Below are 17,901 nucleotides of genomic sequence, written 5' to 3'. Positions count from 1 at the left end.
ACCTCGCCCCAGACCATCACGGCCCGGAGACGGGGTATCAACATATCTGGCGTTGACTTTTGGCACGCTGTTGAGTTCTCAAGGAACGGACGCTTCCTTCGTACTCACCCTCTCGGGCTTTCCTCCGGGCTTCCCTTCGGTGTCTCCGACTTTATCAGATTTCTCTGAGCCGGTTTTCCACCCTCCCCTTCGCGAGTTCTCCGTACACGAATTGTGTGCCGGGTTCTCGCTCAGGCGGAGCCGTAAACGTACTGGACGGCCGTGACCTGATGCAAATCGGCGTCAGGGCGGCCGTCCAGTGGGCTGATGCGGCGTCAGACCTCCACGACGACAGGGAGGATCATCGGGCGGCGGCGGTAGGTGTCGGAGACCCATTTGCCGACCGCGCGGCGGATCAGCTGCTGGAGCTGGTGCGGTTCGACGATGCCGTCCCCGGCGGAACGCGCCAGCGCCTCCTCGATCTTGGGGATCACCTCGCCGAATGCCGCGTCCTCGATGCCGGAGCCGCGAGCGTGGACGTGCGGGCCGGCGGTGATCTTGCCTGTGGTCGAGTCGACCACGACGAAGACCGAGACGATGCCCTCCTCGCCGAGAATGCGTCGGTCCTTGAGTGAGGTCTCGGTGACGTCGCCGACCGAGAGGCCGTCCACGTACACGTAACCGGCCTGGACCTTGCCCGCGATCTTGGCGATGCCGTCGATCAGGTCGACCGCGACGCCGTCCTCGGCGATGACGATCCGGTCCTTGGGGACTCCCGTGAGGGCGCCCAGTTCGGCGTTGGCCCTCAGGTGGCGCCACTCGCCGTGCACCGGCATCAGGTTCCGGGGCTTGCAGATGTTGTAGAAGTACAGCAGCTCGCCCGCCGAGGCATGGCCCGAGACGTGGACCTTGGCGTTGCCCTTGTGGACGACGTTCGCACCCCAGCGCGTCAGGCCGTTGATCACGCGGTAGACCGCGTTCTCGTTGCCCGGGATGAGGGAGGACGCCAGGATCACGGTGTCGCCCTGGACGATCCGGATCTGGTGGTCGCGGTTGGCCATCCGGGACAGCGCGGCCATCGGCTCGCCCTGGGAGCCGGTGCAGACCAGCACGATCTCGTCGTCCGGCAGGTCGTCGAGGGTCTTCACGTCGACGACGAGGCCGGGCGGGACCCGCAGATAGCCCAGGTCACGGGCGATACCCATGTTGCGGACCATCGAGCGGCCGACGAAGGCGACCCGGCGCCCGTACTCGTGTGCCGCGTCCAGGATCTGCTGGATGCGGTGCACGTGGCTGGCGAAGCTGGCGACGATGATCCGCTTCTGGGCGCTTGCGAAGACCGTGCGCAGGACGTTGGAGATGTCCCGCTCGGGCGGTACGAAGCCGGGGACCTCCGCGTTCGTGGAGTCGGAGAGGAGGAGGTCGATGCCCTCCTCGCCGAGCCTGGCGAAGGCGGGGAGGTCGGTGAGGCGGCCGTCGAGCGGCAACTGGTCCATCTTGAAGTCGCCGGTGTGCACGACCATGCCGGCCGGGGTGCGGATGGCGACGGCGAGGGCGTCCGGGATGGAGTGGTTGACGGCGACGAACTCGCAGTCGAAGGGGCCGACGCGCTCGCGGTGGCCCTCCTCGACCTCGAGGGTGTAGGGCCGGATGCGGTGCTCCTGGAGCTTGGCCTCGATCAGGGCGAGGGTCAGCTTGGAGCCGATCAGCGGGATGTCCGCCTTCTCGCGGAGCAGGTACGGAACGCCGCCGATGTGGTCCTCGTGGCCGTGCGTGAGCACGATGCCGTCGATGTCGTCGAGCCGGTCCCGGATGGTGCTGAAGTCCGGCAGGATCAGATCGATTCCGGGCTGCTCCTCCTCGGGGAAGAGCACTCCGCAGTCGACGATCAGCAGCCTGCCGCCGTACTCGAAGACGGTCATGTTGCGGCCGATTTCGCCCAGGCCGCCGAGCGGGGTGACGCGCAGGCCACCCTCGGGGAGCTTCGGCGGGGGGCCGAGCTCGGGATGCGGATGACTCAAAGAACTCTCCTCACCACGCGCGCCACCTGCCCCGGTACGAGGCACGCGGCGCGCGTGACTTTCGTGCACTTGCAGTTGTCGTCATATATGGAGTTGTGAAGTCTTGGTCAGAGGTGTACCCCGCCGGCGGCGAGATCCCGCTTGAGCTGCTCCGTCTCTTCGGGGGACAGCTCGACCAGCGGCAGGCGCAGCGGGCCGCCGGGCAGGCCCTGGAGGCCGAGCGCGGCCTTGGTCGTGATGACGCCCTGGGTTCGGAACATGCCGGTGAAGACCGGCAGGAGTTTCTGGTGGATCTCGGTGGCCTTGGCGACGTCTCCGGTGAGGTGGGCGTCCAGCAGGGCGCGCAGGTCGGGTGTGACCAGGTGGCCGACGACGGAGACGAAGCCGACCGCGCCGACCGAGAGCAGCGGCAGGTTCAGCATGTCGTCGCCGGAGTACCAGGCGAGGCCGCTGCGGGCGATGGCCCAGCTGGCGCGGCCGAGATCGCCCTTGGCGTCCTTGTTGGCGACGATCCGCGGGTGGTCCGCAAGGCGGACGATGGTCTCGGTGTTGATCGGCACGCCGCTGCGGCCGGGGATGTCGTAGAGCATCACCGGCAGCTCGGTGGCGTCGGCGATGGCCGTGAAGTGCCGGAAGAGACCTTCCTGCGGGGGCTTGCTGTAGTACGGGGTGACTGCCAGCAGGCCGTGCGCGCCCGCCGCCTGGGCGGCGCGGGCCAGTTCGACGCTGTGCCGGGTGTCGTTGGTGCCAGCTCCGGCGACCACGTGGGCGCGGTCCCCGACGGCCTCCGCCACGGCCCGTACGAGCCGTGATTTCTCCGCATCGCTGGTGGTCGGGGACTCACCGGTGGTGCCGTTGACGACGATGCCGTCGTTGCCGGCTTCCACGAGGTGGGCCGCGAGCCGCTGTGCACCGTCGATGTCGATTGCGCCGTCGTCGGTGAACGGCGTGACCATGGCGGTCAGGACCCGTCCGAAGGGGGTCTGCGGTGTGGAGGTCGGAGCCATGGGGTCCACGCTACTCGTAGCTCCTCGCGCCGTGCGCCCTCGGGGCCCCCTGGAATGCGGATCCCGGCACTGCCTGCTCGGGGGTTCAAGCAGTGCCGGGTCCGTTTGTTCAGCCTAGATGAACTTCACGAAACGTCGCAATACGGACACTTCGCGCGGTGATCCGGACGTCCGTTCTCTACGGCGCCACACGGCCGTTGGCATTGAACGCGGCATGGGTGAGCGGCATCAGTCCGGCCCAGTGGGCCTCCATCTGCTCGCCGACCATCTCGATCTCGCGCTGCGGGAACGAGGGCACCGCCGCCTGCTCGTGCTGGGTGCGCAGGCCGAGGAAGTGCATCAGCGAGCGGGCGTTGCAGGTCGCGTACATCGAGGAGTAGAGGCCGACCGGGAGGACCGAGCGGGCCACCTCGCGGGCGACGCCGGCCGCGAGCATCTCCTCGTACGCCTCGTAGGCCTGGCGGTAGGCGTCCTCCATGGCGCGGCCGGTCAGTTCGTGCTGCGCTGGGGTGCCCTCGACGAACTCGTACTTGCCCGGGCGGCCCTGCTGGACGAGCTTGCGGGCCTCGCCCGGCACGTAGAAGACCGGCTGGAGCTGCCGGTAGCGGCCGGACTCCTCGTTGTAGGACCAGCCGACCCGGTGCCGCATGAACTCGCGGAAGACGAAGATCGGGGCGCTCACGAAGAACGTCATCGAGTTGTGCTCGAAGGGGCTGCCGTGACGGTCCCGCATCAGGAAGTTGATCAGGCCCTTGGAGCGCTCCGGGTCCTTCTGCAGCTCCTCCAGGGACTGCTCGCCGGCGGTCGAGACCCTGGCCGCCCAGAGCACGTCGGAGTCCGCCGCGCTGTGCTTGACCAGTTCCACGGTCACATCGCTGCGGAAGCCGGGCTTTGCGGTCTCGGCGGGGGTTTCGGCGGGGGTTTCGGTCACCGCAGGGTCCTTCCATTCGCGTCCCTCAGGGCCGCGCCCACTGTACGGCCCGCCACCGACAACTCCCGCGGCAGTGGAAGATCAAGGAAGAACTCGCCGGAATCGGGCACCTTTCGGGCACTTACGACGTCTGTATAGGTAACAGATCACACTTCGAGGTTCCCAGGGAGCCCTTCATGTTCCGCCGCCGACGAGAGCCCGTGCCCTTCGCCTTCGTCGTGGAGGCCGACCGCTTCCGCAGCAACGTCGAGCCGCCGCCCCGCCCGCGGGCCGGTGCGGCGCAGATAGCCGGACGGACGCTGATAGGCCTGACGGCCGCGGCCGCGCTGGTCGGGGCGCTGCTGCTCGGGATGCCCGCGATGGAGTCCGGGCCGCACGGCAAGACCACGCAGCACTCGGAAGCGGCCGAGGGGCGCTGAGCCCGCCGCGGGCGAGGGAGGTCCCGACCGGTACCCCTGGGGTGGTCGGGTCCTGCGCGCATCGATAACCTCACCGGGCACACAGCGAGCGTGCAGCATGAGTGAGGACCTGCCGTGCCCCTGCCCTTCCTGACGGCCGATCGCGCCTTCGACGACTCCGACGACCCCGCGGACGCGGGTGGTGGCGCGCTGCCGCACATCGACCAGGACCGCTGGCGGCGCCCGTACCGTCCGGGCCCCTGGCGGGTCGCGGGCGGCGCTCTGCTTCTGCTGCTGGCCTCGTACATGCTGTTCGCGGCCATGATCATCGCCCTCGCGGGGGCGCTGCCCGGGGCGGGGCTGTGCATGGCCGCGGCGACGGCCGTCATCGTGGGGGCCGTGCGGCTGGTGCGGGCCGGGGCCTGGGTGAGCGCGCAGGGGCTGCGGCGGGCCGGTGTCTTCTCCACGACGACCGTGCCGTGGGCCGAGCTCGCCGAGGTCAGGACCGTGCAGCAGCCGGTGAAGTGGCTCGGGCTGCCGCGTACGGTGCAGGGGCAGGCCCTGGTGGCCACGCCGGTGTCGGGTGAGCCGCTGCGGCCGCTGGTCACCGACCACGACGCGGACTTCCTCGGCCGGCTGGAGGCCTTCGACATGGCGACGGACGCCGTCGAGGCGTGGGCAGCCGAGTACCGGACCGACGAGCACCGGGACTGAACCGGAGCTGATCGGCCCCGGAGCTGATCTACCTGGAGCTTGATTTACGGAGTCGGGCCCCGTACGCGTTCTCGTCGCGTACGGGGCCCGACTGCCGTGCCGTGTCAGGCCGTTCGGACCGGCTTGCCGTCGTGCAGGGCGATGGCGCGCTGCATGGCCTTGCGGGCGCGCGGGGTGTCGCGGGCGTCGTGGTAGGCGACCGCGAGCCGGAACCAGGCCCGCCAGTCCTCCGGCGACTCCACCGTCTCCTCCCGCCGCCTGGCGAAGACCGCGTCGGCCGAGTCCCGGTCGATCGCGCCGCTCGGGGTGCGGGCCAACTCGTCCACCGGCAGGCCGCCTTCGGCCTCCAGCTCCGCGGCCAGCCGGTTGGCGCTGCGGGCGAACCTCGTCGTCTGCCACAGGAACCAGGCGCCGATCAGCGGCAGCACCAGCACGGACGCCCCGAAGGCGACGGTGATCGGGGTGCCCTGCCGGATGAGGGCGACCCCGCGGTTGCCGACCAGTACGAGGTAGCCGACCAGGGCGGCCGACAGGGCGAAATACGTGATTTTGGCGCGCACGGGACAGCTCAGTTCAGGTCGAGGAAGTGTTCCAGGCCGAAGGTCAGCCCGGGGGTGGAGACCACGCGGCGGACGCCCAGCAGGATGCCGGGCATGAAGCTGCTGTGGTGCAGCGAGTCATGGCGGATGGTGAGCGTCTCGCCCTCGCCGCCGAGCAGGACCTCTTGGTGGGCCAGCAGGCCGCGCAGCCGTACGGCGTGCACCGGCACCCCGTCGACGTCCGCGCCCCGCGCGCCGTCCAGGGCCGTGGTGGTGGCGTCCGGCTGCGGGGCGCAGCCCGCCTCCCGCCGCGCCTCGGCGATCAGCTGGGCCGTACGGGTCGCGGTGCCGGAGGGGGCGTCGGCCTTGTTGGGGTGGTGCAGCTCCACGACCTCGGCGGACTCGAAGAAGCGGGCCGCCTGGCGGGCGAAGGCCATGGTGAGGACCGCGCCGATGGAGAAGTTCGGGGCGATCAGCACGCCCGTCGGGGGGGAAGCGTCGAGCCACTCCGCCAACTTCGCGAGGCGCTCCGAGGTCCAGCCGGTCGTGCCGACGACGGCGTGGACGCCGTGGCCGACCAGGAACTCCAGGTTGCCCATCACCGCGTCGGGGTGGGTGAGGTCGACGGCGACCTGGGCTCCGGCCTCGGTCAGCGCCGCCAGCTTGTCGTCCCGGTCCAGCGCGGCCACCAGCTCCAGGTCCTCGGCGGCCGCCACGGCCCGTGCGGCCTCGGAGCCGATGCGGCCCTTGGCGCCGATGACGGCCACGCGCAGCTTGTTGCTCATCGTCCTTCGCATCCCTTTACGTGTGTGTCACGCCGTGTGCGTCACGCGACGGCTTCGTGCAGTTCGGCGGACTGCCGGTCGGTCAGCGGCCCGATCACCGACAGCGAGGGCCGCCGACCCAGGAGATCCTTGGCCACCGCCCGTACGTCGTCGGGGGTGACGGCCGCGATCCGGCGCAGCATCTCGTCGACCGACAGCTGCTCGCCCCAGCACAGCTCGCTCTTGCCGATGCGGTTCATCAGCGCGCCGGTGTCCTCCAGGCCGAGGACGGTGGAGCCGGACAACTGGCCGATGGCGCGGCGCAGTTCGTCGTCGTCCATGCCGTGCTCGGCGACCTGGTCCAGCTCGTCGCGGCAGATCTTGAGGACGTCGCCGACCTGGTTCGGGCGGCAGCCGGCGTACACCCCGAACAGGCCGCAGTCGGCGAAGCCGGAGGTGTAGGAGTAGACCGAGTAGGCGAGGCCGCGCTTCTCCCGGATCTCCTGGAACAGCCGCGAGCTCATGCCACCGCCGAGCGCGGCATTGAGCACGCCGAGGGCCCAACGGCGTTCGTCGGTGCGGGCGATGCCCGGCATGCCGAGGACGATGTGCGCCTGCTCGGTCGCGCGGTCCAGCACCTCGACGCGGCCCCCGGTGCGGATCGTCTTGGCGCCGCGGCGCGGGCCGACGGGCTCGGCGTCCTCGCGGGTGAGCGCCCCGGCCCGGTCGAAGGCCGCGCGGACCTGGCGTACGACGCGCTGGTGGTCGACGTTGCCCGCGGCGGCGACGATCAGGTGGGTGGGGTCGTAGTGCTTGCGGTAGAAGCGGGCGACGCGGTCGCGGGTGAGGCCGTTGACCGTGTCGACCGTGCCGAGGACCGGGCGGCCGAGCGGGGAGTCGCCGAACATGGTGTGCGCGAAGAGGTCGTGCACCACGTCGCCCGGGTCGTCCTCGGTCATCGCGATCTCCTCCAGGACGACGCCGCGTTCGGCGTCCACGTCCTCGGGGGCGATCAGCGAGCCGGTGAGCATGTCGCACACCACGTCGATGGCGAGCGGCAGGTCGGTGTCGAGCACGCGCGCGTAGTAGCACGTGTACTCCTTGGCCGTGAAGGCGTTCATCTCACCGCCGACCGCGTCGATCGCGGAGGAGATGTCCAGGGCGGTGCGCTGCTCGGTGCCCTTGAAGAGCAGGTGCTCCAGGTAGTGGGTGGCGCCGCCCAGGGCCGGGGTCTCGTCCCGGGAGCCGACGTTGGCCCAGATGCCGAAGGTGGCCGACCGTACCGAGGGCAGGGTCTCGGTGACGACCCGCAGGCCGCCGGGGAGGACGGTCTTACGGACGGTGCCGATGCCGTTCTCGCCCTTGAGAAGGGTTTGGGTACGGGCGACGGCCCGCCCCTCCGAAGAGGTGCGGGCCGTCGTCCTGTGCGTACGAGACGTCACTTCGAGGCTTCGTCCTTCTCCTGCGGCTTGGCCTCGGCCTCGGCATCCTCGCCCTCGATCACGGGGATCAGGGAGAGCTTGCCGCGCTGGTCGATCTCGGCGATCTCGACCTGGACCTTGTGGCCGACGCTGACCACGTCCTCGACGTTCTCGACGCGCTTGCCACCGGAGAGCTTGCGCAGCTGCGAGATGTGCAGCAGGCCGTCCTTGCCGGGGAGCAGCGAGACGAAGGCGCCGAAGGTGGTGGTCTTGACGACCGTGCCCAGGTAGCGCTCGCCGACCTCGGGCATCGTCGGGTTGGCGATGCCGTTGATCGTGGTGCGGGCGGCCTCGGCGGCCGGGCCGTCGGCGGCGCCGATGTAGATCGTGCCGTCGTCCTCGATGGTGATCTCGGCGCCGGTGTCCTCCTGGATCTGGTTGATCATCTTGCCCTTGGGGCCGATGACCTCGCCGATCTTGTCCACGGGGATCTTGACGGTGATGATCCGCGGGGCGTTGGGGGACATCTCGTCCGGGGTGTCGATGGCCTCCATCATCACGTCGAGGATGTGCAGGCGGGCGTCGCGGGCCTGCTTGAGGGCCGCGGCCAGCACCGACGCGGGGATGCCGTCGAGCTTGGTGTCCAGCTGGAGGGCGGTGACGAACTCCTTGGTGCCGGCGACCTTGAAGTCCATGTCACCGAAGGCGTCCTCCGCACCGAGGATGTCGGTGAGGGTGACGTAGTGGGTCTCGCCCTCGATCTCCTGCGAGATCAGGCCCATGGCGATACCGGCGACGGGGGCCTTCAGCGGCACACCGGCGTTCAGCAGCGACATGGTCGAGGCGCAGACCGAGCCCATGGAGGTCGAGCCGTTGGAGCCGAGCGCCTCGGAGACCTGGCGGATGGCGTACGGGAACTCCTCGCGGGTCGGCAGCACCGGCAGCAGCGCGCGCTCGGCGAGGGCGCCGTGGCCGATCTCGCGCCGCTTGGGGGAGCCGACGCGGCCGGTCTCACCGGTGGAGTACGGCGGGAAGTTGTAGTTGTGCATGTAGCGCTTGCGCGTCTCGGGCGAGAGCGTGTCCAGCTGCTGCTCCATGCGCAGCATGTTCAGCGTGGTGACGCCCAGGATCTGGGTCTCGCCGCGCTCGAACAGCGCCGAGCCGTGCACCCGCGGGATCGCCTCGACCTCGGCGGCGAGCGTACGGATGTCGGTGACGCCGCGGCCGTCGATGCGGACCTTGTCCTTGATGACGCGCTCGCGCACCAGGGTCTTGGTCAGCGAGCGGTAGGCCGCCGAGATCTCCTTCTCGCGGCCCTCGAACTGCGGCAGCAGCTTCTCGGCGGCGACGGCCTTGAGGCGGTCCAGCTCGGCCTCGCGCTCCTGCTTGCCGGCGATGGTCAGCGTCTGGGCCAGCTCGTCGCGCACGGCGGCGGAGAGCGCCTCCAGGACGTCGTCCTGGTAGTCGAGGAAGACCGGGAACTCGCCGGTGGGCTTGGCGGCCTTGGCGGCGAGGTCCGACTGGGCCTTGCAGAGGAGCTTGATGAACGGCTTCGCGGCCTCGAGACCGGCGGCGACGACCTCCTCGGTCGGCGCCGCGGCGCCGCCCTTGACGAGCTGGATCGTCTTCTCGGTCGCCTCGGCCTCGACCATCATGATCGCGACGTCGCCGTCCTCCAGGACGCGGCCGGCCACGACCATGTCGAAGACGGCGTCCTCGAGCTCGCTGTGGGTCGGGAACGCCACCCACTGGCCCTTGATGAGGGCGACGCGGGTGCCGCCGATGGGGCCGGAGAAGGGCAGGCCCGCGAGCTGGGTGGAGCAGGAGGCGGCGTTGATGGCGACCACGTCGTAGAGGTGGTCGGGGTTGAGCGCCATGATCGTCTCGACGATCTGGATCTCGTTGCGCAGGCCCTTCTTGAAGGAGGGGCGCAGCGGGCGGTCGATCAGGCGGCAGGTGAGGATCGCGTCCTCGGAGGGGCGGCCCTCCCGGCGGAAGAACGAGCCGGGGATGCGCCCGGCGGCGTACATCCGCTCCTCGACGTCGACCGTCAGCGGGAAGAAGTCGAGCTGGTCTTTGGGGTTCTTCGACGCGGTGGTGGCCGACAGCACCATGGTGTCATCGTCCAGGTAGGCCACGGCGGAGCCGGCGGCCTGACGGGCCAGGCGGCCCGTCTCGAAGCGGATGGTGCGGGTGCCGAAGGAGCCGTTGTCGATCACGGCTTCGGCGTAGTGGGTCTCGTTCTCCACCAGGAAAATCTCCTCGTCTGCGTCCCGGGCCCGTGTGGCGCGGGACGATGGCGGTGGAGCGCCTCCTGTGCGGGCCGGTCTTCGATCGAAGCACCCGGGGTCTCAGGTCCCGGGGGCCACTACCGAGGACCGGCGGCGGGCGGGGCGCCCCTCCTCGTACGTCTTCAGTTGTCGGTGTTCGGGCGCGGCTCCGCGGGGGTCCCGCGCATCCGCGCTGTGCGACCAGACTACAAAGCTTCGGTCGTCCTCGCGTACGGCGAAGGGAGCGGCTCCCCGGATTCGGGAACCGCTCCCTTCACTGCAGTCCTACTTCGAGCCCGCGGCACCACGGCGGATACCGAGGCGCTCCACCAGCTGGCGGAAGCGGGTGATGTCCTTCTTCGCCAGGTACTGCAGGAGGCGGCGGCGCTGGCCGACCAGGATCAGCAGACCACGGCGGGAGTGGTGGTCGTGCTTGTGGGCCTTGAGGTGCTCGGTCAGGTCCGAGATACGGCGGGTGAGCAGCGCGACCTGGACCTCGGGGGAGCCGGTGTCGCCCTCCTTGGTCGCGAACTCGGACATGATCTGCTTCTTCGTAGCGGCGTCGAGCGACACGCGTACTCCTCGGGATCTCGTTTCAGCCGCCGAGTGCCCCTGGTCTCTGTCTCAGGGGAGCTTCCGTGACTCGGGAGGCGGGGCTCGCTGGGCGCTGCCGCCAGTCGCCGGGGGCGACCGAGGGCGCGTACACAAACGGCCGTCACACAGCGTACCAGGCGGGAACGGGCGGTCCGCCCGGGGTCAGCCACCGGTCCACAGGAGCCATTCGGCCAGGGCGACACCGGCGACACCGCAGCCCAGCAGCCACATGCCGAGCCGGGTGCGGCCGCGACGGCTCAGCTCGATGACCACGCCGCAGAGGACGAGCGCGGCTCCGTACACACCGACGGTCAGCACCGAAGGGGTCGCGCTGAGCCGTACCACCAGGGCGGCAGCGGCGGCGGCCATGAAGGCCGCGGCGACGGCCACGCGGAGGCGGCGGGCCTGGCGCGGGGACAGGGGGCGCTTCTCCGGGTCCCCGGGCTTGCGGTCTTCAAGCTCGGGGTTCTCAGGCTCGGAGTCGTCGAGCTTGCGGTCTTCGGGCTCGGGGCTTTCGGACTCGGGGGCTCTGGCTGCCGGGGCCGCCGGGTCGGGGTCCGCGGGCGCCGAGTCTTGCGGATCAGGGTGTCCGGCCGTCGAGTCCTGCGGGTCAGAGGCCCCGGCCTTGGGTCCCTTGGGGGCGTGGTCCTCGGCCGTCGGGTGCTTGGTCGGGGATTCGTCGGTCGCCGTCATGCGACCGCAGCCTAGACGCCAACGGTCTCCGGGACCCAACGAGTTGGCCCCGTCCCGGTCCGTCCTTCGCGGGCCCGCGGCCGCGGCTCCGCCCGTGGCTAGGATCGCGGCCATGATTCCCGGATCCGCGGCAGCGATGGACGAACCCCGTACGGCGGCGGCCTGGCGCAGGAGAATCCGACTGCGGACCGGCTGGCTGGTCGCGGAACTGGCGGCCTGGGCGGGGACCGTGGCGGCCGGGGTCGCGCGGCCCGACGACGACTCGATCGGGCTGGCCGTGCGGACCACCGCCGCCGTACTGGTCCTCGTGCCGGTCACCGCCTGGACGATCGTCTCGGCCCGCCGCATGGGCCGGATCCTGCGGACGTACGCCTGGGAGCCCTGCCCCTGCGTCTTCGACTCCGCAGGGCGGGACACCCAGATCTCGCTGCGGCCGGAGCCCGGCCGCCAGGCGCCGTTCCGTACGGTTCCGTTCCGGTACGACCTGAGCCGCGACGGCGGGGAGCGGATCGAGGAGGTGTGGTTCGCGGGCGACTTCCGTTACGGCGGGGTGGTCTCACCGCCGGGCGGGCACCGGCCGATCCGCGTCATCCGGGCCAACCTGAAGAAGGCCTCCCCGCGGGCCGAGCCCGGGGCGGGCACCCTCGCGGAGAAGGCGGGGCTGACCCGCGCGGGCAGGGCCAGGAGCGCGGGCTGAACCGCTGACTCGTACGCGGCTTGTGGCGCATACGCGGCAGCCCTGTCCGAGTTCGTACGCGGGCAGTGGCATCCGGCTCGTACGCGGTATCTCGTACGCGGTATGCGCAACGGCCGCCGCCCTGATGTGGGCGGCGGCCGTGGTTGCCGGGGTAGGGGCCGGCTATCCGCTGGTCATGCCGCGGGCCGCCATGTAGAGGTCGAGGACCGCCAGGCAGAGCGGGATCAGGGAGAGCAGGACCGCACCCTCGGCCAGGTCGAGCATGCGGCCCCAGAACGGGGTCACGCCCTGGCGCGGGACGATCAGCGCGATGGCCACCAGGAGCGTCGCGCCGAGCGCGACGGCGGCGGCGAGCCAGATGGTGCGGATGTCCAGCGGGCCGCTGTTCCCCTTGAGGACCAGCTCCTTGACGATGTCGGCCGGCGGGTGCAGGGCCAGGCCGAGCACCAGCAGGCAGACGGTCGAGATGCCGGCGAGCATCAGGCCGACGACCTGCGCGGTGTAGAGGAAGAGCCGGGCCCGCATCAGGGTGGCCAGGCCGACCGCGAGGGCCAGGGCCTGCGCCCAGCCACTGGTGGAGAAGCCGAGGACGACGCCCGCGGAGCCGACGATCGCGGCGGCGCAGCCAGCGACCAGGCCGAGCATCATCTCGTGGCCGCGGCGGGCCTGGGCGGTGATGACCTGGAAGTCGACCGGCTCCTCTTCCTGCTGGTCGCTGTCGCGCTGGTTGCGCCGGGCGATCTGGTCGGGCGAGCGGAAGCCGATGGGCAGCCGGGCGAACCGGGCCGACCAGCCGGGCAGGAAGCCGATGACGGCGACCATGACCACCGCGGTGACGGCGGCGGCCTCGCGCGGCTGGGCCCCGGTGATGATCGCGAGGAACGTCGCGATCGTGCCGACGCCGGCCGCGAACGAGGCGGCGACGAACGGGGCGTCGGCCTCCGGCAGCAGCAGGACGAGCAGCACCGAGACGATCAGTACGACGACGCAGCCGACGAGCAGGTGCAGCCGGCCCGGCCCCTCGTCGCCCTTCAGCGGCATGATGCCGGACCCCGCGACCAGCAGGAGCGGCAGCGAGGCCAGGCCCAGCGCGACGGCCGAGCGGTGGTCGTCGTACACCCGGGCCCGTACGCCGGAGACGGTGACGAGCACGAGGCCCGCGGCGCCCGCGATGAGGCCCGGCAGGCCGTGCATGTCGTGCTTGAGCGGCTCGGAGAACCACAGCACGAGCGCCATCATGGTCAGCAGCAGGAAGCCGCCGGCGAGGCCGACGCCGCGCATCATGCGGTCGCTCCAGCTGCGGCGGTCCGTCTCGACGGCGGCGGCCACGGCGTCCACGACGTCGTCGAAGACGGCGGGCGGCAGCGAGTCCGCGAACGGCCGCATGAGGAGCAGTTCGCCATCGCGTATCTGCTGCTCGGCGAGCGAGCGGCCGTCGTCGAGGACACTGCCGTCTCTGCGGACCAGGTGGTAACCGGTGGGCGCGGCCTCCTCCGGAGTCTGGCCCGACAGGCGCAGGATCTCCGGATAAACATCGGACAGCGGCACGTCCTCCGGGAGCGCCACATCGATCCGGCTGTTCGGTGCCGCGACCGTGACTCTGCAGAATCCGGTTGCTGAAACCGTGCTCACCTGACGGTTCCCCCTCGTCCAGTACTGGGTGATTCGGACGCGGTTCTCCCGGGGTGTCCCCCGCTCCGCGCATGCTGGAGCGTCACCCTACCGTCCATCCCCAACACCCGTTCCCCCCGGCCGGGTTCACCGCTTGCGGAGAACAGTAGGATCAACGCCCTGACTCGTGGGCCGCGCCGAAACGCTTGCCGGCCCGGGAGGTTGACGTCGTACGGGGGCCGCGCCGCGGGGGCGGTTCGAAATTTGCGATTTGCGTGAAGGACTGGTGCATCGGTGAGCGTCGTCATCGTCAAGCGCCCGCCGCGGGTGTTCCCGCCGGAGGTGCCGAGTGAGGAGGTCAAGCTCGCTCCTCCTCCCGAATTGCCGCGCAATGAGGACGACAGCCTGCTGATGAACCTGCTGCCGATGCTCGGCATGGGTTCGTCGGCGGCCTTCTTCTTCATGCCGGGCGCCCAGGGCGCCGGCGGCTTCATGAAGATCATGGGCATGCTCATGATGGCGTCCACCGTGGCGATGGTCATCGCCCAGGTGGTGCGCGCGCGCAAGGGACCGTCCGGGCAGATGGCCGAGGGCCGCCGGGACTACCTCAAGTACCTGGCGCAGAAGCGGCGCGAGGTGCGGCGGACCGCGCACAAGCAGCGCGACGCGCAGTACTACCTGCACCCGGCGCCCGAGCAGTTGTGGGCGCTGGTCGCGGAGGGCTCCCGGCTGTGGGAACGGCGTTCCACGGACCCGGACTTCGTACAGGTGCGCCTCGGGCTCGGGCCGCAGCAGCTGGCCACGCCGCTGGTCGCCCCCGAGACGGCGCCGGTGGACGAGCTGGAGCCGCTGACCGCCCACGCGATGCAGCAGTTCATCGCGGGCCACGGGACGCTGGGCGAGCTGCCGCTGGCGATCGGGCTGCGCTCCTTCTACCACGTGACGGTCTCCGGCGACCCCGACGCGGTGTACGGCCAGACCCGCGCGATGCTGGGCCAGTTGGCCTCGCTGCACTCGCCCGAGGACCTGCGGATCGCGGTCGTGGCGGCGCCCGGCGCGGCGCTGGAGTGGGAGTGGGCCAAGTGGCTGCCGCACCTGCAGCACAAGGAGTCCGACGGAGCCGGCACGCGCCGGCTGATGTGCCAGGACCTCGGCGAGGTCGAGGAGATGATCGCGAGCGACCTGGAGGGCCGGGCCCGGTTCAACACCGAGGGCCAGCCCGTCCTGGACCAGCCGCACGTGGTCGTCGTCCTGGACGGCGGCGGTGTGCCGGCCGACTCGGTGCTCGCCTCGGCCGAGGGCCTGCAGGGCGTGACCATCGTCGAGGTGGTGCCCGGCGACCTGGACGAGCTGCGCGGCTCGCTCGCGGTGCGCGTCTACCCCGAGGTGCTCGAACTGGAGGCGGGCGCCGGGGTGTTCACCGGCGTGCCGGACACTCTGTCGCAGGCGCACGCCGAGTCGCTGGCGCGCCAGCTGGCCCCGCTGCGGCTGGGCGCGGCCGACGCCGACGAGCCGCTGCTGGCGAACCTGGACTTCACCGACCTGATGTCCATCGGCGACGCCGCGAGCGTGGATGTCGCCCGCACCTGGCGCCCGCGCACGCTGCACGAGCGGCTGCGGGTGCCGATCGGGCTCGGCGAGAGCGGCGAGCCGGTCATGCTGGACATCAAGGAGGCCTCGCAGGAGGGCATGGGCCCGCACGGCCTGTGTGTCGGCGCCACCGGTTCCGGTAAGTCGGAACTGCTGCGCACGCTCGTACTCGGCCTCGCGGTGACGCACTCCTCGGAGACGCTGAATTTCGTCCTCGCGGACTTCAAGGGCGGTGCGACCTTCACCGGCATGGGCACCATGCCGCACGTCTCCGCGGTGATCACCAACCTGGCCGACGAGCTGACGCTCGTGGACCGCATGCGCGACTCGATCACCGGTGAACTGACGCGCCGTCAGGAGCTGCTGCGCCAGGCGGGCAACTACGCCAACATCACCGACTACGAGAAGGCCCGCGCCGCCGGCGCCCCGCTCGACCCGCTGCCCTCGCTCGTACTGATCATCGACGAGTTCAGCGAACTGCTGGCCGCCAAGCCGGACTTCATCGAAATGTTCATCCAGATCGGCCGCATCGGCCGTTCGCTGGGTGTGCACATGCTGCTCGCCTCGCAGCGGCTGGAGGAGGGCAAGCTGCGCGGCCTGGACACCTTCCTGTCGTACCGGATCGGTCTGCGGACCTTCTCGGCGGCCGAGTCCCGTACGGCGATCGGCGTGCCTGACGCCTACCACCTGCCCAACGTCCCCGGCGCGGGCATCCTGAAGTACGACACCGAGACGATGGTGCAGTTCAAGGCCGCGTACGTGTCGGGCACCTACCGCGCCGACGGCCCCGTCGCCTCCGGCGGGCGCCGCATCGACCGCTCGCCGGTGCTGTTCACCGCGGCGCCGGTGCCGGTGCGGATCCTCGCCGAGCCGGAGCCGGAGGTGCGGCGCGACGACGTCGACGACGCGCTGAAGGACACGGTCCTGGACGTCATCGTGAGCCGCCTGGAGGGCCAGGGACCGCCGGCGCACCAGGTGTGGCTGCCGCCGCTGGACGAGCCGTTCAGCCTCGACCAGGTGCTGCCCGCGCTGGGCACCAGTGCGGAGCGGGGCCTGTTCGCCGAGGGCTACCACGGCCAGGGCAAGCTGGTCGTACCGCTCGGCCTGGTCGACAAGCCCTTCGAGCAGCGCCGCGACGTGCTGTACGCGGACCTGTCCGGCTCGTCCGGCCACGCGCTGATCGTCGGCGGCCCGCAGTCCGGCAAGTCGACGCTGGTGCGCACGATGACGGCCTCGTTCGCCCTCACCCACACCCCGAGCGAGGTGCAGTTCTACGCGCTGGACTTCGGCGGCGGCGGCATGCTCGCGCTGGAGAACCTGGCCCACGTGGGCGGGGTGGCCTCGCGACTGGACGCGGAGAAGGTGCGTCGTACGGTCGCGGAGGTGCACGGCATCCTCAACGCGCGCGAGGAGTTCTTCCGCGCCAACAGCATCGACTCGATGGGGACGTTCCGGAACCGGCGGGCCCAGGGCCACTATCCGGACCAGCACTGGGGCGACGTCTTCCTGATCATCGACGGCTGGGCGACCTTCAAGAACGACTACGAGCTGCTCGACCCGGTCATCACCGACATCGCCACCCGCGGTCTCGGCTTCGGCATCCACCTGGTCATCACGGCCACCCGCTACACCGAGATGCGGCCGGCGCTGCGCGACCAGGTGCTCAACCGGCTCGAACTGCGGCTCGGCGACGCGATGGAGTCCGAGTTCGACCGCAAGCGGGCCGAGAACGTACCCGTGGGCAAGCCCGGCCGCGGCCTCTCCCCCGACAAGCTCGACTACCTGGCGGCGACGCCGCGCATCGACGGGGCGCCGACGGTCGAGGACCTCTCGGACGGCATGGCGGGCCTCGCCTCGGCCGTCAACAACGCCTGGCAGGGCCGTACGGCACCGAAGGTGCGGATGCTGCCGACGATGCTGCCCGCGGCCGAGCTGCCGCGCGGCGGGGACTTCTCCGGCCGCGGGATCGCGATCGGCGTGGACGAGCTCACGCTGTCGCCGGTCTTCGTGGACTTCGAGACCGACCCGCTGTTCGTCATCTATGGCGAGAGCGAGTCCGGCAAGTCCTCGCTGCTGCGGCTCATCGCCAAGCAGGTGTCCGAGCGGTACGAGTCGGGCAAGGCGCTGTTCGTGGTCTCGGACTTCCGGCGGGCGCTGCTCGGCCAGGTGCCCGAGAGCCACATGTACAAGTACTGCGCCTCGGGGCCGCAGCTCCAGGAGGTCATGGAGTCGCTGGCCGGCTCGATGAGCCGCCGTATGCCGGGCTCGGACGTGACGCCGGAGCAGCTGCGCAACCGCAGCTGGTACAACGAGCCGGACGCGTTCATCTTCATCGACGACTACGACCTGGTCGCCACGTCGATGGGCAACCCGATGTCGGTCCTGCTGGAGTACCTGCCGTTCGCCCGGGACCTGGGCCTGCGCATCATCCTGGCCCGCTCCACCTCGGGCGCCTCGCGCTCCTCCTTCGAGCCGGTCCTCACCCGCATCAAGGAACTGGGCGCGCAGGGCGTGGTCCTCTCCGGCGACCCGTCGGAGGGCCCGGTGTTCAACAACATCAAGGCGACTCAGATGCCGCCCGGTCGGGGCCAGTTCGTCTCCCGCCGCGGCAGCGGGCAGCTGGTGCAGACGGGATATCTGCCGGAGAGCTGAGCGGAACACCGTCCGGAGAA

The 17,901-nt window shown here is 70.7% G+C and carries 14 protein-coding genes; 4 read left to right on the top strand and 10 right to left on the bottom strand.

The window, feature by feature from the left end; translation table 11 throughout:
- Positions 1-314: 314 nt before the first annotated feature.
- From AOK16_RS02675 to thyX, 3 genes are all read right to left on the bottom strand, one after another.
- Positions 315-2,000, bottom strand: a complete 1,686-nt coding sequence (locus tag AOK16_RS02675; RefSeq protein ID WP_055470583.1) for a ribonuclease J — start codon at positions 1,998-2,000, stop codon at positions 315-317.
- 107 nt (positions 2,001-2,107) lie between these two features.
- Positions 2,108-3,007 carry a 4-hydroxy-tetrahydrodipicolinate synthase gene (gene dapA / locus AOK16_RS02670; RefSeq protein ID WP_055470582.1) on the bottom strand — a complete coding sequence of 300 codons (900 nt, stop codon included), beginning with the start codon at positions 3,005-3,007 and terminating at the stop codon, positions 2,108-2,110.
- Positions 3,008-3,185: 178 nt separating this feature from the next.
- Positions 3,186-3,938 (bottom strand): FAD-dependent thymidylate synthase, encoded by a 753-nt coding sequence (gene thyX, locus AOK16_RS02665; RefSeq protein WP_055470581.1) that lies wholly within the window; start codon positions 3,936-3,938, stop codon positions 3,186-3,188.
- 176 nt (positions 3,939-4,114) lie between these two features.
- On the opposite strand from thyX, the gene AOK16_RS02660 reads away from it, so the two are divergent.
- Both AOK16_RS02660 and AOK16_RS02655 read left to right on the top strand, forming a co-directional pair.
- Entirely contained in the window at positions 4,115-4,357 is a 243-nt protein-coding gene (locus AOK16_RS02660; protein ID WP_055470580.1) for a hypothetical protein, read from the top strand.
- A gap of 114 nt (positions 4,358-4,471) precedes the next feature.
- Positions 4,472-5,050, top strand: a complete 579-nt coding sequence (locus tag AOK16_RS02655; RefSeq protein ID WP_055470579.1) for a hypothetical protein — start codon at positions 4,472-4,474, stop codon at positions 5,048-5,050.
- Between the two features lie 104 nt (positions 5,051-5,154).
- On the opposite strand, the gene AOK16_RS02650 is transcribed toward AOK16_RS02655, so the two are convergent.
- The 6 genes from AOK16_RS02650 to AOK16_RS27890 form a co-directional block, all read right to left on the bottom strand.
- Entirely contained in the window at positions 5,155-5,610 is a 456-nt protein-coding gene (locus AOK16_RS02650; protein WP_055470578.1) for a tetratricopeptide repeat protein, read from the bottom strand.
- Between the two features lie 8 nt (positions 5,611-5,618).
- Positions 5,619-6,374, bottom strand: coding sequence for a 4-hydroxy-tetrahydrodipicolinate reductase (gene dapB, locus AOK16_RS02645; protein WP_055470577.1), 756 nt, complete (start codon positions 6,372-6,374; stop codon positions 5,619-5,621).
- 41 nt (positions 6,375-6,415) lie between these two features.
- Positions 6,416-7,795, bottom strand: coding sequence for a M16 family metallopeptidase (locus AOK16_RS02640; RefSeq protein ID WP_055470576.1), 1,380 nt, complete (start codon positions 7,793-7,795; stop codon positions 6,416-6,418).
- Positions 7,792-10,023 carry a polyribonucleotide nucleotidyltransferase gene (locus AOK16_RS02635; protein ID WP_055470575.1) on the bottom strand — a complete coding sequence of 744 codons (2,232 nt, stop codon included), beginning with the start codon at positions 10,021-10,023 and terminating at the stop codon, positions 7,792-7,794. Before AOK16_RS02635 ends, AOK16_RS02640 begins: the two co-directional genes overlap by 4 nt.
- Positions 10,024-10,329: 306 nt before the next feature.
- Positions 10,330-10,617, bottom strand: a complete 288-nt coding sequence (gene rpsO / locus AOK16_RS02630) for a 30S ribosomal protein S15 (protein ID WP_055470574.1) — start codon at positions 10,615-10,617, stop codon at positions 10,330-10,332.
- A 183-nt stretch (positions 10,618-10,800) separates the two neighbouring features.
- Positions 10,801-11,331 (bottom strand): hypothetical protein, encoded by a 531-nt coding sequence (locus AOK16_RS27890; protein WP_240483328.1) that lies wholly within the window; start codon positions 11,329-11,331, stop codon positions 10,801-10,803.
- Between the two features lie 112 nt (positions 11,332-11,443).
- Between AOK16_RS27890 and AOK16_RS02620 the strand changes: the two genes are divergently transcribed.
- On the top strand, positions 11,444-12,028 hold the full coding sequence (locus AOK16_RS02620; protein WP_157859079.1) for a hypothetical protein: 585 nt from the start codon (positions 11,444-11,446) through the stop codon (positions 12,026-12,028).
- Between the two features lie 162 nt (positions 12,029-12,190).
- Here the strand turns inward: AOK16_RS02620 and eccD are convergent, their stop codons facing one another.
- Positions 12,191-13,660 (bottom strand): type VII secretion integral membrane protein EccD, encoded by a 1,470-nt coding sequence (gene eccD / locus AOK16_RS02615; protein ID WP_055470572.1) that lies wholly within the window; start codon positions 13,658-13,660, stop codon positions 12,191-12,193.
- 273 nt (positions 13,661-13,933) lie between these two features.
- Here eccD and eccCa point away from each other — a divergent pair, with 273 nt between their 5' ends.
- On the top strand, positions 13,934-17,881 hold the full coding sequence (eccCa, locus tag AOK16_RS02610) for a type VII secretion protein EccCa (RefSeq protein WP_055470571.1): 3,948 nt from the start codon (positions 13,934-13,936) through the stop codon (positions 17,879-17,881).
- The last annotated feature ends 20 nt before the right edge of the window (positions 17,882-17,901 follow it).

It is taken from the genome of Streptomyces pathocidini, assembly GCF_001418495.1.
Taxonomy (GTDB): domain Bacteria; phylum Actinomycetota; class Actinomycetes; order Streptomycetales; family Streptomycetaceae; genus Streptomyces; species Streptomyces pathocidini.
Note: the sequence above shows the minus strand (reverse complement) of the source record. Positions and strands in the feature narration are given on the sequence as shown.